The sequence below is a fragment of the Ornithinibacillus caprae genome (genome assembly GCF_009728145.1).
Classification (GTDB): domain Bacteria; phylum Bacillota; class Bacilli; order Bacillales; family Amphibacillaceae; genus Ornithinibacillus; species Ornithinibacillus caprae.
This window is the reverse complement of record NZ_WOCA01000001.1, coordinates 477,946-494,873: the sequence shown is the minus strand read 5'-3', so window position 1 is coordinate 494,873 and position 16,928 is coordinate 477,946. Positions and strand designations below refer to the sequence as shown.

Annotated in this window: 20 protein-coding genes; all 20 read right to left on the bottom strand. The window is 34.9% G+C overall.

Features of this window, described 5'->3' with window-relative positions:
• Nucleotides 1-131 precede the first annotated feature (131 nt).
• Nucleotides 132-821: a zinc metallopeptidase gene (locus tag GMD78_RS02575; RefSeq protein WP_155666819.1), complete on the bottom strand. Its 690-nt coding sequence runs from the start codon at nt 819-821 to the stop codon at nt 132-134.
• A gap of 62 nt (nt 822-883) precedes the next feature.
• A complete protein-coding gene (locus GMD78_RS02570) occupies nt 884-1,153 on the bottom strand; it encodes a sporulation protein YpjB (protein ID WP_155666817.1) in 270 nt (89 codons plus the stop codon).
• Between the two features lie 65 nt (nt 1,154-1,218).
• Complete coding sequence (lhaT, locus tag GMD78_RS02565) at nt 1,219-1,806, bottom strand: lipoprotein heptaprenylglyceryl N-acetyltransferase LhaT (RefSeq protein WP_155666815.1); 588 nt, start codon at nt 1,804-1,806, stop codon at nt 1,219-1,221.
• A gap of 74 nt (nt 1,807-1,880) precedes the next feature.
• Nucleotides 1,881-2,657 (bottom strand): menaquinol-cytochrome c reductase cytochrome b/c subunit, encoded by a 777-nt coding sequence (locus tag GMD78_RS02560; protein WP_343042069.1) that lies wholly within the window; start codon nt 2,655-2,657, stop codon nt 1,881-1,883.
• Nucleotides 2,658-2,672: 15 nt separating this feature from the next.
• Complete coding sequence (gene qcrB / locus GMD78_RS02555; RefSeq protein ID WP_155666813.1) at nt 2,673-3,347, bottom strand: menaquinol-cytochrome c reductase cytochrome b subunit; 675 nt, start codon at nt 3,345-3,347, stop codon at nt 2,673-2,675.
• A gap of 6 nt (nt 3,348-3,353) precedes the next feature.
• Entirely contained in the window at nt 3,354-3,866 is a 513-nt protein-coding gene (locus GMD78_RS02550) for a QcrA and Rieske domain-containing protein (protein WP_155666811.1), read from the bottom strand.
• 163 nt (nt 3,867-4,029) lie between these two features.
• On the bottom strand, nt 4,030-4,488 hold the full coding sequence (locus GMD78_RS02545) for a YpiF family protein (RefSeq protein ID WP_155666809.1): 459 nt from the start codon (nt 4,486-4,488) through the stop codon (nt 4,030-4,032).
• A gap of 105 nt (nt 4,489-4,593) precedes the next feature.
• On the bottom strand, nt 4,594-5,154 hold the full coding sequence (locus GMD78_RS02540) for a ReoY family proteolytic degradation factor (protein WP_155666807.1): 561 nt from the start codon (nt 5,152-5,154) through the stop codon (nt 4,594-4,596).
• Between the two features lie 62 nt (nt 5,155-5,216).
• Nucleotides 5,217-6,470, bottom strand: coding sequence for a tetratricopeptide repeat protein (locus GMD78_RS02535; RefSeq protein ID WP_155666805.1), 1,254 nt, complete (start codon nt 6,468-6,470; stop codon nt 5,217-5,219).
• A gap of 98 nt (nt 6,471-6,568) precedes the next feature.
• Nucleotides 6,569-7,861 (bottom strand): 3-phosphoshikimate 1-carboxyvinyltransferase, encoded by a 1,293-nt coding sequence (aroA, locus tag GMD78_RS02530; protein WP_155666803.1) that lies wholly within the window; start codon nt 7,859-7,861, stop codon nt 6,569-6,571.
• A 26-nt stretch (nt 7,862-7,887) separates the two neighbouring features.
• Nucleotides 7,888-8,973: a 3-dehydroquinate synthase gene (gene aroB / locus GMD78_RS02525; RefSeq protein ID WP_155666801.1), complete on the bottom strand. Its 1,086-nt coding sequence runs from the start codon at nt 8,971-8,973 to the stop codon at nt 7,888-7,890.
• Nucleotides 8,973-10,139, bottom strand: coding sequence for a chorismate synthase (gene aroC / locus GMD78_RS02520; protein ID WP_155666799.1), 1,167 nt, complete (start codon nt 10,137-10,139; stop codon nt 8,973-8,975). The genes aroB and aroC overlap by 1 nt, the downstream gene beginning before the upstream one ends.
• A 132-nt stretch (nt 10,140-10,271) precedes the next feature.
• Entirely contained in the window at nt 10,272-11,045 is a 774-nt protein-coding gene (locus GMD78_RS02515) for a CheR family methyltransferase (protein ID WP_155666797.1), read from the bottom strand.
• 71 nt (nt 11,046-11,116) lie between these two features.
• Entirely contained in the window at nt 11,117-11,563 is a 447-nt protein-coding gene (gene ndk / locus GMD78_RS02510; protein WP_425495038.1) for a nucleoside-diphosphate kinase, read from the bottom strand.
• 80 nt (nt 11,564-11,643) lie between these two features.
• A complete protein-coding gene (hepT, locus tag GMD78_RS02505; protein WP_155666795.1) occupies nt 11,644-12,618 on the bottom strand; it encodes a heptaprenyl diphosphate synthase component II in 975 nt (324 codons plus the stop codon).
• A gap of 38 nt (nt 12,619-12,656) precedes the next feature.
• Complete coding sequence (locus GMD78_RS02500) at nt 12,657-13,361, bottom strand: demethylmenaquinone methyltransferase (protein WP_155666793.1); 705 nt, start codon at nt 13,359-13,361, stop codon at nt 12,657-12,659.
• A 1-nt stretch (nt 13,362) separates the two neighbouring features.
• The gene (locus tag GMD78_RS02495; protein WP_196493692.1) at nt 13,363-14,121 is read right to left on the bottom strand and encodes a heptaprenyl diphosphate synthase component 1; all 759 of its coding nucleotides are present in this window, start codon (nt 14,119-14,121) and stop codon (nt 13,363-13,365) included.
• A gap of 104 nt (nt 14,122-14,225) precedes the next feature.
• Nucleotides 14,226-14,441, bottom strand: a complete 216-nt coding sequence (gene mtrB / locus GMD78_RS02490; protein WP_155666789.1) for a trp RNA-binding attenuation protein MtrB — start codon at nt 14,439-14,441, stop codon at nt 14,226-14,228.
• A gap of 124 nt (nt 14,442-14,565) precedes the next feature.
• Nucleotides 14,566-14,838, bottom strand: coding sequence for an HU family DNA-binding protein (locus GMD78_RS02485; RefSeq protein WP_036688170.1), 273 nt, complete (start codon nt 14,836-14,838; stop codon nt 14,566-14,568).
• A gap of 526 nt (nt 14,839-15,364) precedes the next feature.
• A complete protein-coding gene (gene spoIVA / locus GMD78_RS02480; RefSeq protein WP_155666788.1) occupies nt 15,365-16,843 on the bottom strand; it encodes a stage IV sporulation protein A in 1,479 nt (492 codons plus the stop codon).
• Nucleotides 16,844-16,928: the final 85 nt, after the last annotated feature.

The window sequence follows — 16,928 nt, the reverse complement described above, 5'->3', positions numbered from 1 at the left end:
GAGAAAACTTTGATTGAGGATATCGCACATAAGAAACAAAACGCTCCATTCCGGCTGGATCAAAATGAAAATCCGAACTAATTGTTCGGATTTCTTTTGATTGATACACACTTTTGTCTAGCTTCTTTATTTTAATCATTATTACTTGCAACAAACATTAAGATAAAGCGTAGTAGTTCAGCAACTGCTACTAATGCTGCCGCTACATATGTCATTGCAGCTGCATTTAATACTTTTTTCGTTTCACGTTCCTCATTATTCCTAATGATACCAGTAGACACCATTTGCGTCATTGCACGGTTCGATGCATCAAATTCCACTGGTAATGTTACTAATTGGAACAATACCGCTGCGCCCATGAAAATGATACCAAATAAAACCAAATTCATAGCACCCATAATAAATCCAGCTAGGATTAAGAAGAATGACAGATTTGATCCAAGACTAGCTACAGGAACTAACGCTGTACGAAAACGAAGGAAAGCATATGCTTGATCATCCTGTATAGCGTGTCCAACCTCATGTGCAGCAACTGCTGATGAAGCCATGGAATGGCCATGATAAATATCAGTTGACAATCTTACAACCTTTTTCCTTGGATCATAATGATCCGATAAAAGTCCTTTGGTTTCTTCGATTTGGACATCATATAATCCATTGTCATCCAAAATCTTACGAGCGACCTGCGCACCAGTCATCATAGACGATGTAGGAACTTTAGCGTATTTACGATACGTACTCTTTACTCTAGACTGCGCCCATAATGGAATAATTAATATCAATGCAATATAGATCAAATAACCACCTAAGCTACTAAACATCTGCAATTCCTCCATTTTATAAATGATCTATCTTAAGGTCAATTTTAGTCAAAAATGGTTAATTAGTCAATCATTTTATCTTTATTCTGCTTCTCTTCAGAGTCTTTTTTCTTCTCTGCTTTATATTTTCTCCAACTTACATAGGATAATGTAATCGCAATACACCCACCAACAATAAATAACATCCAATAAAAGGGAATCATATCTGCTGAACCTTTCGTACTTTCGCTTTCGGCTGATACAGAAGAAATATCAAATAGTAGAACCATACATATTATCCCTATGATTATAGATATAGAACGCATGTTAGACCATTTATGTATTTTTCTCATAGAGATCACCTCTCACCATGTGTTTATTACTAATGTATGTGAGAGTAAGGCTATATATAACAGTTCTATTTAATGGATTGAATGTCCCTATTGTTTCTAACAGTTAAGTAGTAAGCGATCCAAATGGATAAAATACTAAGCCAAAAGGTAAAATATCCAATTTGATTCATATATTCAGACAGGCTAGAATACCGGGGCATCATTCCGAAAACATAATCAATAACATCATTATGTAATGTCCAAACAGCCGCAACAGCAATATGTCTTAATTTAATCTTATAATACGGAGCATATAAAAGACCTTGAATTGCCATAGCTGCGTGAGATGCCATTAACATATACCCTGCAGGGCTAAGTGATCCATTCATTATAAGAGTCAAGAGATTCATTACTACAGCCCATATTCCATATTTAAATAATGTAATCATACCAAGCGCTTCTATGTAAGGTACATTTTTCTTAAAGATAAAAAACAATAAAAAGATTGTAAAGAAAAGACTAGCTGTCGGACTATCTGGAACAAATATTAGAAACTTAGGAGGTGTAACAGCTAATTGCGACTCATACCACATGTAGCCATAAATGGTTCCACATAAATTGATAATGAATAATAGAATGAGAAAACGTTTGTCTGTCAAAATGAACTTAAACATAATAAATCCTCTCTTTATAAAAACACCTTTACCATTGTTATATGGCAAAGGTGTTTTTTAACAAAGTTTATTAATTATTCTGCTTGCTCAATTACAGAAGTGATGAAGTCTACCAGTTGCTCTAATTCTTCATCAGAGCCTGTAAATTGATCAGCTGGCATCGAACCAATACCGTCTCTGGCAATCGTAGCGATTTCCTCAGCAGAGTGCTCTGTACCAATAAGCGGAGCACCTGCTGGAGAACCTTCTAACTCTCCACCATGACAAGTCATACAATTTTCTTCGTAAATAGCATAACCTTCATGTGATGTATCAATTTCCACATCACTTTCCGGAATTGGTTTATTCTGTTCGGCACGAGTTTCCCAATCAACATGTTCAGCAGATGTATATGTTAACCAAATAGTTGAAGCTAATGCTAAGATCATCATAATTACTGCAATCGGACGTTGATGTGGTCTACGTCCTGGCCCATTATCTAGAAACGGTGCTAATAGAAGCGCACCAAATGCAAGTCCAGGTATTACCAATATCCCAAATATTACATATGGTCCACTGGCAAATTCATATTTTAAAAGTTCATATAAGAACAAGAAGTACCAGTCTGGTAGAGGTATATAAGCTGCATTCGTTGGGTCAGCAACACCTTCAAGTGGTGATGGATGCGCTAACGTTAATGATAAGAATCCAACTAAGAATACAGAACCAGCCAACCACTCTTTTAATAAAAAGTTGGGCCAAAAAGCTTCTGTTCTACCAGGATACTCAGAATAGTCTTTTGGTATTTGAGATTTTCGCTCGGCAGACACACGAGAGTCGCCTACAAATTTCATTCCTTTACCCTTATGCACAGCTTTCCCTCCTTTTTATAGTGGTCCTGAAATACCTTGTCTACGTATTAGAATAAAGTGAGCAGCCATTAAACCAAACAATGCTGCTGGTAAGAAGAATACATGGATAGCAAAGAATCGAGTCAGTGTTTGAGCACCAACGATTTCAGCATCTCCAGCTAACAATGTTTTTAAATATTCTCCAATAAATGGAACTTGCTCTGCAATTTCAAGTCCAACTTGTGTTGCGAAATATGCTTTGTTATCCCATGGCAATAAATAACCAGTAAATCCTAGACCAAGCATTACAAAGAATATTAATACTCCGACCATCCAGTTTAATTCACGAGGTTTTTTATATGCGCCTTGGAAAAATACACGTAATGTATGTAGTAATAGCATAACAATTACAACACTGGCACCCCAGTGATGCATTCCTCTAACAATTTGACCATGAGCTACTTCAGTTTGTAAATAATAAACTGATTTCCATGCATTTTCTATGTCTGGAACGTAATACATGGTTAAAAACATTCCAGAAAGAATTTGAATCACAACAACGAAAAACGTTAAACCACCAAAACAATATACGAAAGCTGAGAAATGGTGTGCTGGGTTAACATGTTCTGGTACCTCATGATCTGCGATATCGCGCCAGATCGGCGTAATATCTATTCGTTCATCAATCCAGTCATAAATTTTTTGCAACATAAATAATTACGCCTCCCCTCTGACTTGTGCTTTACCAAGGTATAACATTCCATTTTCAACTTTATGGTCATATAAATCTAATGGTCTTGTAGGTGGTGTACCCGCAATGTTCGTACCATCTTTATAGTACCGTCCATCATGACACGGGCAGAAAAATTCATTTGGATGGTCCTCACTGCCTTCCCAAGAAACAACACAACCAAGGTGTGTACATGTAGGAGACAATGCCATAATTTCATCATTCTCATTTTTAAATACCCATGCAGATCTGTTAACTTTGGATTCATACCATCCATCTACCTGGTCAATCTTCCAATCGACACGCTGTGGCTCTGTTGTGATATCCTCAACAGCTAAGCCAACATTTGCATACTCACCAGCACTTGATGGTTTTAATACAGGATCAATAGCCATACGTATTGGTGAAATTAATAGTCCTGCTGCCATAAATCCACCTACACCTGTAAGAGTGTAATTTAGAAATTGTCGACGGGACACTTGTTGCTTTTCTTCACTCATGATTTTCCCCCCTCTTTACATTAATCACGGACAAATATTTTATTCAGATTACTAGGACATTACCATGATAGCGCAAACTATCTGCTTGGTCAATAAATAATATAAATTGTTACAAAAAGTTCTTATTTTGGCTGAAAAATGTGAATATGTATCTATTAGTTATTTACCAATAAGAACGAATTAATTCAACAATTTGTTGGACTTGTTGTCGAATAAGCTTTTGCATTTCTTCTGAATGCACATCACCGGACTGGATACCAGGTAACCATAATAAATTTCCATTTAAGTCTTTTTCATTTTTTTTCCAAGAAGAGTCAAATGAAACGTAAAAGATATGCTTAAATGGTTGTTTTTTCATATCTTCCACCCATGCATTTAGTCGTTTTACTTCTTGTTCTTTATCTGCTGATTTCAAATAATAATAACTTGGGGTTAATAGGATTCTTCCAGTTAATTCTTTTTCAATTTCATTCGAAAAGATTGTTAGTACTTCTGAAGCAAAAGCATCCTTTTTCGTATTAGCATCTTGAGAGAGTTGAAAAGGGAGTAATGGCAATATTATGGTATCAATGTACTCCTTAGCACCAACATAATTTTCAATATCCTGTTCATTCCATTTCATAAGAAGTCACCTTTCTATTATTGTTAACCAATATTGGTATAATATGAAACTCCTTTTAAATCTTATCTCATATAATCAAAAAAAATCAACCTATTGCTTTCACAATTAAGGTTGATTCGAACAATTCATGTCTATATTTTTAAGCTCTTTCACTAATTGATTAAATTTATCTTTGTTTCCTTCATCTAAAGCAAGATCTATTTCTTGTAATACATGCTGCTTTCGATAGCTTAGAAGAGAATGGTCCAAAAGCTTTTGAGCTAGGTCTTTATCTTTACGAGTAATAAAGTATTCATCAGGCACAAATGGATTATCCTCTAGAACCGCTGCATATAACGTACATTGATTTGAATTTTTAAAATTGAGTTGAATATATAATGGATCATCCTGATTCAGACGGATATCATGAAAGGATTTTTCCGGATCTGTTGTAACTAAATGATTTTTATAAAATCGAAATGGAACTTCTTTTGAACAGTGACTAGAAATAATAATACTCCGTGGACAAAATTTAGCATCACGTACAAAATGAACATTTGTTAAAATTTCATGATGGTTTATTAAATAATTTAATATCCAAACACTTTCTCTCTTTTTTAATTGATAATTATTCAAAAACCATTGGATAAAACTTTTCTTATCTTTGATGGAAATAGGAGTTTGCATTCTCGGACGATTACCTCCTTCATCATCCAGTATAGCTTGTGAAAATTAACGTTAAGTAATATTTATATTTGTCTTAACCGTTCAACATAATCACTAACATTTTCATCTAGAGGTTGTTGCACTAAGTACTTATCAAAAACTTCAACTGCTTCTTTTCTCCTCCCTTCCTCTGTAAGAAAATAACCATATTCTTTTAAGAAGTCACTATCATGTTGTAAGCTATTATATGCTTCCTGGTAGTGATTTAATGCATCATCAAACGATTCAATTTCTTTATAGGCACGAGCAATCTCCCATTCATAAATAGGGTCGTCTCCTCCAATATTTTTCGTTTCGATTAATAACTCCACGATTTCTTCATATTTATCTTTTTCTTTAAGCATTTGGATTAAAAATAAGATTGCCTCTTTATAATCAACATCTAGAGCTATTGATTCTCGAACATAGTTTTCACTTTCATGGTCATAACCTAATTTATGTGCCAACCTTCCAGTATATAAGTAAAGCTCTTTATTAAACTCATCGACTTGTATGCCCTTTTGTGCAGTTTCATATGCCTGTTTGATCATTTCTTCTTCCTCATATGCTTTTGCTAGCTGGAAATATGCTGTATGATAATAGGAATCCTCTTCAATTACCTTTTCCCATACATGTATCGCAATATCTTTTCGATTCGCCTGATATGCAGCTATACCATACTTAAACAGTGTGTCTACATTTTCATGTTCTTCTTTTTGATAAAAATTTACAGCCATCTCATATTCACCAATACCAGCATACGCTTCAGCTAAACGTTCATAAATAGAAATAGTTGCGATTTCATTGGTTTGTAGAGCAACCTTTTTATAATGGGTAATTGCTTTATTGCTCTCTCCAATAAAGAAATATAATTCACCGAGCGCAAAATCTATAATTATTTCATTAGGATTATGTTGTTTTGCTAATAATAGCTTTTGTTCAGCAACTTCATGCAAACCTTGCGCCTGGTAAAGATCTGCTAACTGAATTAATGCTTGGGTATAGGATTCATCATTTTCATCAATCTCACTTAGCAGATTAATAGCCTCAACATCATCCTCTTGTTCAATATATATATCAGCAAGCATGATTTTCAAATCATTTTCTTCTGGGTATTGTTGAAGTAAATCATTTAGTAGTTCTTTCGCCTCGTCTAGGAGTCCCCACTGGATGAAGAGCTCAGCAATTGCATATCGTTCTTCATCATTTGCTGTTGGTATATAGTTATTTAACATTTCTAAAGCAGCTTCATTTTGATTATTCTCCATTAAACTAATTGCTTTCATTAATATATCCATTTTTAAATTCCTTTCCTTACACGACTTTCAACTAAAGTTTAAATGTTCATGCTCCTGATGTAAAATAAGAGAACCTCCTCATGAGATTCTCTTACTCTTTAAGTAGTAATGATATGATTTAAATCAGAGAAAAAAGATGGATAGGATATGGAAACGGAACTTGTATCATCAATGAACACTTTTTCATTTGAAATTAAGGAAGCAATAACACTCATCATAGCAATACGATGATCACCGAATGATTTAACTTTTCCACCTGTTAGGTTCGTTCTTCCGTGAATGATCAATCCATCATCAGTTCCTTCAATCTTAGCTCCTAATGTTTGAAGTACATCTACAATCGCTTTTATTCGATCGGTTTCCTTAACCTTTAACTCTTCTGCATTACGTATAATTGTTGTACCCTCTGCTTGGGTAGCTAAAAGTGCAATAATTGGTATTTCATCAATTAATCTTGGAATGATCGTTCCTTCGATTATGGTACTACTTAGAGGAGCTTGACTTATTGAAACATCCCCTATTTTTTCTCCATGAACAACTCGTTCATTCTTTGTTTGAATCCTTGCTCCCATCCGTTCCAATATATCAATAATTCCAGTTCGGGTTTCATTTAACCCTACATTTCTAATTAAAAGACTACTTTTAGGTATAATGGCACAAGCAACCATAAAAAATGCAGCCGAAGAGATATCTCCCGGGACATATAGATTCAAAGGTTCTAAAGGCTGTTCTAATGGACTTAGAGTAATATTCCCGTCACGAGTTGTAATTGTTGCACCGAGTGCTTTCAGCATATTTTCGGTGTGATTTCTTGTTGGTGTATTCTCGATAATTGTAGTTGGCCCATTAGCAAATAATCCAGCTAATAACAATGCAGATTTAACCTGAGCACTTTTAACTGGTAACTCATAGGTAAAACCATGAAGTTGTTTTCCATCGATGGCTAATGGCAATAGTTTACCATTTGCTCGCCCATTAATTTCAGCCTTCATTAACTTTAATGGGTTGACCACTCGATCCATTGGACGAGTACTTAACGATTCATCGCCATAAACAGTTGTAAATATTGGTAAACTAGCTAGCAATCCAATCATTAATCTAGTAGTTGTGCCAGAATTCCCGAAATATAACGGGATGGAAGGCTCTTTAAGATTAGATGGACCTGTTCCTTCTACAATAAGTGTTGTCTTATTTTTAGAAATGGATACTCCCATTGCTTGAAAAGCATTAACTGTTCTCATACAGTCTTCACCATCTAAAAAATGGCTAATTTGTGATGTTCCTTCCGCTAATGAGGCAAATATTACAGCACGATGTGATATGGACTTATCACCTGGAACTTCTAATTCTCCATATAGAGGTTTATTCAGTGGCAGAGCGTATTCTTCCATTTATCTCACCCTTCTATTGTTCTATATTAACTTGTCATCCTGTCATTCAAATATGAAATAAATCCTGTTATGTACTGTTCCAATTTATAATTATCAAACTCCATTATTTGCGGTTCAGATATTTTTTTTAGTAGAATCATCTGGATCCTTTGCATAAGAGTCTTCTTATCCAATCTCATTCGGTCCAACAGTGCATTGACATCCATATTTTGAATATGTAATGGATATTGATTTCTATGAAACCAATGAAATACGTTCTCAAATGCTAAGTTATTAGAAAATTCTTTTTCACTAACATATAGTGCAAATAATAAACCAATTGCTACTGCTTCACCGTGGGTAATCGCTCCATATCCAAGTTCCGCTTCTAACCCATGGCCAAGTGTATGGCCAAGATTGAGATACTTTCGACTACCTGTTTCACGCTCATCCTGTTCTACAATTTTTGCTTTGATATGAATCCCTTTCTTTAAATGTTCAATTAGCTTACTATTTGATAGGGAGTCTAAATTTGTTTGTAGTATATCCTGAAACAATTCTTGGTCTGCCAATAATGCTTCTTTAATTAACTCTGCATAACCAGAACGTATTTCTTTTAAAGGTAACGTATGCAACGTAGTAACATCATATATTACAGACCTTGGTGAGTAGAAATTCCCAATTAAATTCTTACCTAATTCATGATTTATTGCAACCTTACCACCAACACTGCTATCATGTGCTAAAATAGTAGTAGGAACCTGGATGTAATCAATCCCTCGCATAAATGTAGCTGCAACAAATCCAGCCAAGTCCCCAATTACACCACCACCCAGCGCGATAATTAACGAATTACGATCTAATCCATATTCCATTGCTTTCGTATGAAGTGCATAGAATGATTGAATATTTTTTGATTGTTCGCCTGCAGGTATAACTACATGATGAATATTGTCTGATATACCTATCGATTGTTTCACATCATCTAAATACAAACCACCTACATTTTCATCCGTAATAATCAAAAAAGAAGAATAACTTTTCCGCACAAGATTTGACAAATTAAAACGAATATTTTCTCCGATATAAACAGGATAGGAATGTGAGCTTGATTTTATGGAAAGTTTTTTCATCAAAAACACCTTATTTCATTTCGATATGATTCTAATGCCTGCTTGAGCTTCGGAAATTGATCATGTGGGAATTGCTCTAATATAGCTTTCGCAAGCTCAAATGCTACTACATGCTCCATCACAACAGCAGCTGCTGGAACAGCACAGGAATCAGATCGCTCAATACTTGCATGAAATGGTTCTTTTGTTTCGATATCAACACTTTGTAATGGTTTATAAAGTGTTGGAATTGGTTTCATTATTCCTTTAATAATGAGAGGCATGCCAGTGGTCATGCCACCCTCAAATCCACCCAGACGATTAGTCTTTCGGTAATATCCATGGTCTTTGTCCCATAAAATTTCATCATGAACCTCACTTCCATTTTTTCGTGCAGCTTCAAAGCCAATTCCAAACTCAACACCCTTAAAGGCATTAATACTTACTACGGAACCAGCTATTCTACTATCTAATTTCCGATCATAGTGTACATATGATCCAATTCCAGCTGGCATGCCTTCCACACAGACTTCCGTCACTCCACCAATAGAGTCTCCGTCTTTTTTCGCTTGATCAATTGCATCCATCATCTGTTGTTCAACATTTTTATCTAATGTTCGTACAGGTGAAGCCTCTGAAACCCCTACCTTTTCTATCATTGTCATAGTAGGCTGATCAGTTGCTTTGATTCCTGCAATCTCTTTTACATAACCACAAATCTCTATGTCTAAGTGCCTTAAAAGCGTTTTTGCAACCGCACCTGCTGCAACACGTGCAGCAGTTTCTCGTGCCGAAGAACGCTCTAATACATTACGCATATCTCGGTGCCCATACTTTAATGCTCCATTTAAATCTGCATGACCAGGCCGAGGCTTCGTTACTATTCTTCGTAATTTGGTATCGTCTGAAATAGGGTCCTCTCCCATAATATCTGTCCAATGTTTAAAATCATCATTATGAATAACAAGTGAAACCGGTGAACCTAATGTATATCCATGTCTAACACCGCTCATAATCTCAACAAGGTCTTTTTCGATTTGCATTCTTTTGCCGCGCCCATATCCCTTTTGTCTTCGTAACAAAGATTCATTGATATCTTCTCGTAATAGAGGCATTTGTGCTGGTAGTCCTTCAATAATGGTAGTTAATTGCTTCCCGTGTGATTCGCCTGCAGTTAAATATCTCAATCGTTTTACCTCCTTGATATAATCTAGCTTTAACTATAGCACATTCTACTAATTATATTGAAATCATATTTTTACAAACTAAATTAGAAAAATAAAACACTCTTATCCGAAACAAGGATAAGAGTTAAGCAATTAATCTTTTTGATAAAAAAATGTGTCTAATAAATGCAATCCATATTTACTCGGTGAAAATATTTGTTCAGTACTCCCTACGAACAATACTCCATCGGATTGTAAAGCCTTTGAAAAATCAGTATATATTTTATCCTTCGCCTGATCAGTGAAGTAGATTAAAACATTTCTGCAAATAATTAAATCAACATTTTTAGGATAAGCGTCTTCTAGTAAATTATGTTTTTTGAATTGTACCATTTTTTTAATCGACTCATCGAGCTCGTAATACCCATTAACTAATTGAAAATACTTATCTCTCAATTCTAGCGGCAAATCCTTAAGTGCGGAGGATTGGTATTTACCCATTTTGGCTTTACTTATTACATTATCATCGATATCTGTTGCTATAAGCTTCAATGATAATTGTGGGAAATACTCACGCATAATAAGGGCTATGCTGTATGGTTCTTCCCCTGTCGAACAGGCAGCACTCCAAATTGTTAGACTTCGTTTTGTATTTGCTAACATCGGTATTACTTTTTGAATTAAAACATCCCAACGTTTAGGATTACGAAAAAATTCAGAAACATTAATCGTGATTCGATCAGCAAATTCTACTAATAAATCGTTATCTTGTTCCATTGCGTTATAATAATCATCAAAATTAGTGAAGCCTCGTTTATCTCTTAAGGAGGTGAGCCTGCGTTTCATTTGTGCTTCTTTGTACAACGTCAAATCAATACCTAATTTACATTTAATTCGTGCTATAAACTCTATATATTCATCTGTCATAATTCTTCCTCTTTACTTAGCATAAGTTATTGTAAATGAAAAGCCCCCGCTTCTAACGGAGGCGCTTTCTACTAATAAATCCAAGTACTTTCTTGTTTCGTATATGTTATAAGTTCGTTTGCGTCAAAGAAAAGGTTAATTTCTCTCTCAGCGCTTTCTGGTGAATCGGAACCGTGAATAATATTTTTACCTACTGTTACGCCAAAATCACCACGAACAGTTCCAGGTGCAGCTTCAGAAGGATTAGTTTTACCCATCATTTCACGTGCAGATTTAATCACATTCTCGCCTTCCCATACCATAGCAAATACTGGGCCTGAAGTTATAAAATCTACTAATTCGCCAAAGAAAGGTCTTTCTTTATGCTCTCCATAATGTTCCTTTGCTAACTCATCTGATATTTGCATTAGTTTTGCACCAACTAATGTAAAGCCCTTCTTTTCAAAACGATTAACTATTTCCCCTACTAGATTGCGCTGTACGCCATCAGGTTTAACCATTAAAAATGTTTTCTCCACAATTACACCTCATTTTTTATGTAGATTCTTTTTGTAACCGTTTTAAATTCTATCAAACTTTCCGAAAAATAACAATAAGCTTATGAAGTTCTTTTTCCTATAATTTTTGCTATATTTATTAACGTTTGTTTTGATTTACCCTCCGGTAATTTGTTTACATTATGAATAGCTTTGTTTAAATATATATCACTAATTTCATAAGACCTATCAATGGCATCGGTTTGTTTAAGAGCATTGATTATTACCACCATGTCATCATTAGAAACAGATGATTTCCCATCAAACGTTTTTAATAATAACTGATTAAAGGAAGCATCTTGCCGTGCGATCAATACTGGTAATGTAATATTCCCTTGTATTAAATCATTTCCAGCTGGTTTTCCTAATTTCTCAGGAGATGAAGTAAAGTCTAATATATCATCAATAATTTGATAGGACATGCCAATATTATAGCCATATTGGTAGAGATAATTTATTTCTTTGTCAGATAGCCCTGAAGTAATAGCTCCTAATTTACAACTAATCGCTATTAATAGTGCGGTTTTTCGCTTTATACGACGTAAATACGTACGGAAATTCTGATTCCAATTAAACTTATCCTTCATTTGCTCAATTTCGCCTAGACTAACTTCAACCAATGCTTTGGATAGCGTACGATGAATAGCGGAATCCTTTATGGAAGTTATATTTTCTAAAGCTCTTGCTAATATATAGTCTCCAGTATACATAGCTACTTGATTTCCATAGTTTTTCTTTACTGTTGGTTTTCCCCGTCGTAACTCTGCATCATCAATAACATCATCATGGACTAAAGTCGCCATATGAATTAGTTCTAACGAAATAGCAACCGTTTTAATCTTCTCTATATCAAACTTCTGACCAAATTGACCAGATAGCAAAACAAAAACAGGTCGAATTCGTTTTCCACCTGCCTTTAGCAATTGAGTAGAAGCTTCTCTTAATACAGGGTGCTCGGCTTGAATAACATCTGCCAATGCCTCTTCAATTATGTCTAAATCCTTTTTCAGATAACTGTATGTCTTAGCTAATTTCATGAATTTCACCTTTGAGTTTTAAAAATACTATTTTGTAATTATTTATGTCCCATATGCATGGCGGCTACTCCACCCGTATAACTTTTCACATCTACACGAGAAAAACCTGCTTCTAAAAACATGTTTTTCAATTCATTTTTATCCGGAAAATTCTTTGCTGACTCATGCAACCAAGCATATTCCTTATAACTTCTAGCAAATAACCTACCAAATAGAGGCATGATAAATCGAAAGTAAAGGTAATACAGTTGTCTGAAGCCAAAAAGTGTCGGCTGCGAAGTTTCTAGACATACAACCTTGCCATTTGGTTTAACTACCCGATACATTTCTTTTAAAACTGTCATATAATCTGGAACATTTCGTAATCCAAATCCAATTGTAACATAATCAAATGAATTATCTTCAAAAGGAAGATCCATTGCATTCCCATGAATAAATTCAAGGTGATCATATTGGAGATCCCTATTTTTGTCCTTGGCTACAGATAGCATGTTTTCGCTAAAATCTAAACCGATTACTTTGCCATCCTTCCATGTAACTTCTGCTAAAGCTATCGACCAGTCTCCTGTACCGCAGCAAACATCCAGTGCATCAGAACCTGGAGTAACATTCATTTGTTTCATAACATCTTTTCGCCAAGCCTTATGTCTTTGAAAAGATATAATCGAATTCATGGAATCGTATTTATGATATATTTTTTCAAATACATTGTGTACACGTTCTTCTTTTGATTGTCCAGACATCCTAATCATTCTCCCATGTCGTATTAGTGAATTCCTCCGTGATTTTTTCCATTACACAGTCCTTTATCACGTTATATTGATCAGGAATCTCTTCTATCATACGTTTAATGTTATCTACTTTCTCTGAAAGTAGTTGATCATCATCTATATGTTGAATGAACTTCCCTAGTATCTTGGTCGTACCATTCGTTAGCTTGTTTATTTCACAATAAAGCACATTCGTTATTATCCACTCTTCAGCAAACCTATTTAAGGACGTTTCATGAACATACTCTGCAACTTCTGTAATTAATAATGACTCAATTCGCTTCCTATTATTTAGATATTCCGTTAAAGAACCCGTGTCTAAATAATAGTTAATCATTTTAAGTTCATTAATTTTCTTTATAGCAGTAGCTAGAATCTGAATCATTTCAACATCGTCTAGTTCGGATAATAAAAAATAATATAGGCCACTATAATAATCCCCTGCTAATACATTTAATTGCCCCTGTATCATTTCAGTTGTACCTTCTTCAACATCAATTCTTTCAGGAACAAGCTCATGCGTATCAAGAGCAATTTGTACTAACATCGTAGTAATCAAATATCGTTCTTTTTTGTGAGAAGGGATGGAAGCATTAGATAAGATTGTATGTAAAAAAAGTATTTTTTGTTCATCAATAACGGGCTTTTGTATATACTTTTTAAGATATGAATGATTTATTTGCTTTTCAACCAAAATCTTAAGATGCTGTATTTCATTTCTAGTAGTATGCAACGTAATCACCTTAGCCCTTTCAAGCATTCCTTCTTGCATTTGTTATTATAGCATAATTTTATGTATGTAAGATAATTAATTCTAATAGATTTTTGGTGTACTAGTTATTCATTCCTTATTTCTCCATGGCTTGTTTTGATAATAGCCTTACCTCTAACCTTTACAGCAGAAGTATGCTCGGTGAATTGAGCGATCATAACCTCACCTTTGTCGAGTTTTTCTGAATGATGGAATCTTGTATCAGAACCCCTTGTAAGTCCAATAACATTTACGCCATTTTCAAGTGCCTTAATCACGAAGTAATCGTATTTATTTTCCATTATCCTTCCTCCTTATAGGTATCGTTTGTCAACACTAGGAATATCCTAAATATATTTACTAAAAGACTTTATGTAATGAAAAAAGGGTGCGAAAAAACGCACCCTTTTTTACCCTATGTACGTATTATTTTACGCTATCTTTAAGGGCTTTTCCTGGTTTAAAAGCAGGAACTTTACTTGCAGGAATTTCGATTTCTTCTCCAGTTTGTGGATTACGACCTTTACGTGCAGAACGCTCACGTACCTCGAAATTACCAAACCCGATTAACTGTACTTTTTCACCATTTTTAAGTGAATCCATGACAGCTTCGAATACTGCATCAACAGCTTTTGTTGCATCTTTTTTAGAAAGCTCGCTTTTTTCAGCAACTGCATTTACTAAATCTGTTTTGTTCATGACATTCACCTCCTCCCAAAAAGTTTCGGGTCGTATTGGAACAAATTATATCATCATTTGTTTACCAATTTACCATTATTTATACTATAAAGTCACTAATTTCAATAGTGACAACGCTAATATTAACCGAGATTGCTACAAAATTCAACAAAAAATCACTATTTTTTCGGATTTTGTTATAGTTTTCTACTTAAAAAATGTAACTTGTTTTTAAACTTAGTAGAATAATTATATGTTAATCCTATACCTATATTCGATGCTTAGTATAAGATTTCCTTCTAGTTTCACGTAATTTTTTACCGCTATTATGTGTAAAATGCACAATAACCCTAGCGTAGGTTTTAATTTTCTTCCGTCTTTCGAAACGATTGCTATAATACCGCTATGGCTGAATACTACGCTTTCCCTTCCAGCACAAGCCAACATTTCAAGTTACTCCGCATTCACATCTTTTACGCTCAGTATAATTTTTAAAAACAACAAAAAAGCAGCTGCGTTTAAACAGCCGCTACTCATTTTTGTTTTTCTATAAGATTATCGCTATCAACCCACCAGAACCTTCATTTATAATACGCTCTAGTGTGTCTTTTAGCTTGTATCTTGCATTTTCAGGCATCAAGGAAATTTTCGCTTGAATTCCTTCACGAACAATCGAACTTAATGATCTTCCGAAGATATCAGATTCCCATATAGATAAAGGATCTTCTTCAAAATCTTGCATTAAGTATCTAACAAGCTCTTCACTCTGTTTTTCAGTACCGATGATTGGGGCAAACTCGGATTCAACTTCAACCTTTATCATATGAATGGAAGGTGCAACTGCTTTCAAGCGAACTCCAAATCTTGAACCCTGACGAATGATTTCAGGTTCTTCTAATTCCATATCCTCTAACACAGGAGCAGCAATTCCATATCCAGTTTGCTTTACCATTTTCAACGCACTAGCTACTTGATCGTATTCACGCTTTGCATGTGCAAAATCCTGCATTAATTCAAGTAAGTGATCCTTTCCTCTTATCTCTTCACCAACAATTTCTTTGAGGATCTGGTCGTATAAATAATCTGGTGCATGTAGGTCAATCTCTGCAATACCTTCTCCCATTTCCATTCCAGCTAAATTAGCTTTGTCAATATAATCATAGTCTGCAAAATGTCCTACAATTTGATCAACATCACGTAAACGTTTAATGTCTTTTACAGTTGATTGGATAGCTTCTTGATAGTTTTCTCTTAACCAATGGTCCTCTCGAAGGACCATTACCCAGCTAGGAAGATTTACGTTAACTTCTAGTACTGGGAATTCATATAAAGCTTCTCTTAGTACATTATAGACATCATGCTCTGTCATGTGCTCTATACTCATGGAGAGTACTGGAATGTCATATTCTTCAGCTAGATCTTGTCTTAATAATTCTGTTTCTTGACTTGTAGGCTTGGCTGAATTAACTACCATAATGAATGGTTTACCTACTTCTTTTAATTCTTCCACGACACGAGCTTCTGCTTCTACATAATCATTTCGTGGTATTTCACCAATTGTTCCATCCGTTGTCACAACAACACCGATGGTTGAATGCTCTTGAATTACCTTCCTCGTACCGATTTCAGCAGCATCATGAAATGGAATAGGATCCTCATACCAAGGAGTATTAATCATTCGTGGGCCATTTTCATCCTCAAAACCTTTTGCCCCTTCCACTGCATATCCTACACAATCTACTAATCTAACATTGACATCTAATCCATCTTCAACATTAACACTTACAGCTTGATTTGGTATGAATTTAGGTTCCGTGGTCATAATTGTTTTTCCAGCAGCACTTTGAGGTAATTCATCGTGAGCGCGAACTCTTTCACTCTCATCTTCAATATTAGGCAGTACAACCAACTCCATGAATTTCTTAATAAAAGTTGATTTACCTGTACGGACAGCTCCTACAATCCCAAGATAAATATCTCCATCCGTCCGCTTTGAAATATCTTTAAAAATATCAACCTTTTCCAAACGATCCCCTCCCGATCTCACTAACAATATTAATAAACAAACTACGAATAATTGACATTACAAGTCTATGATGTTGTCCTATCAA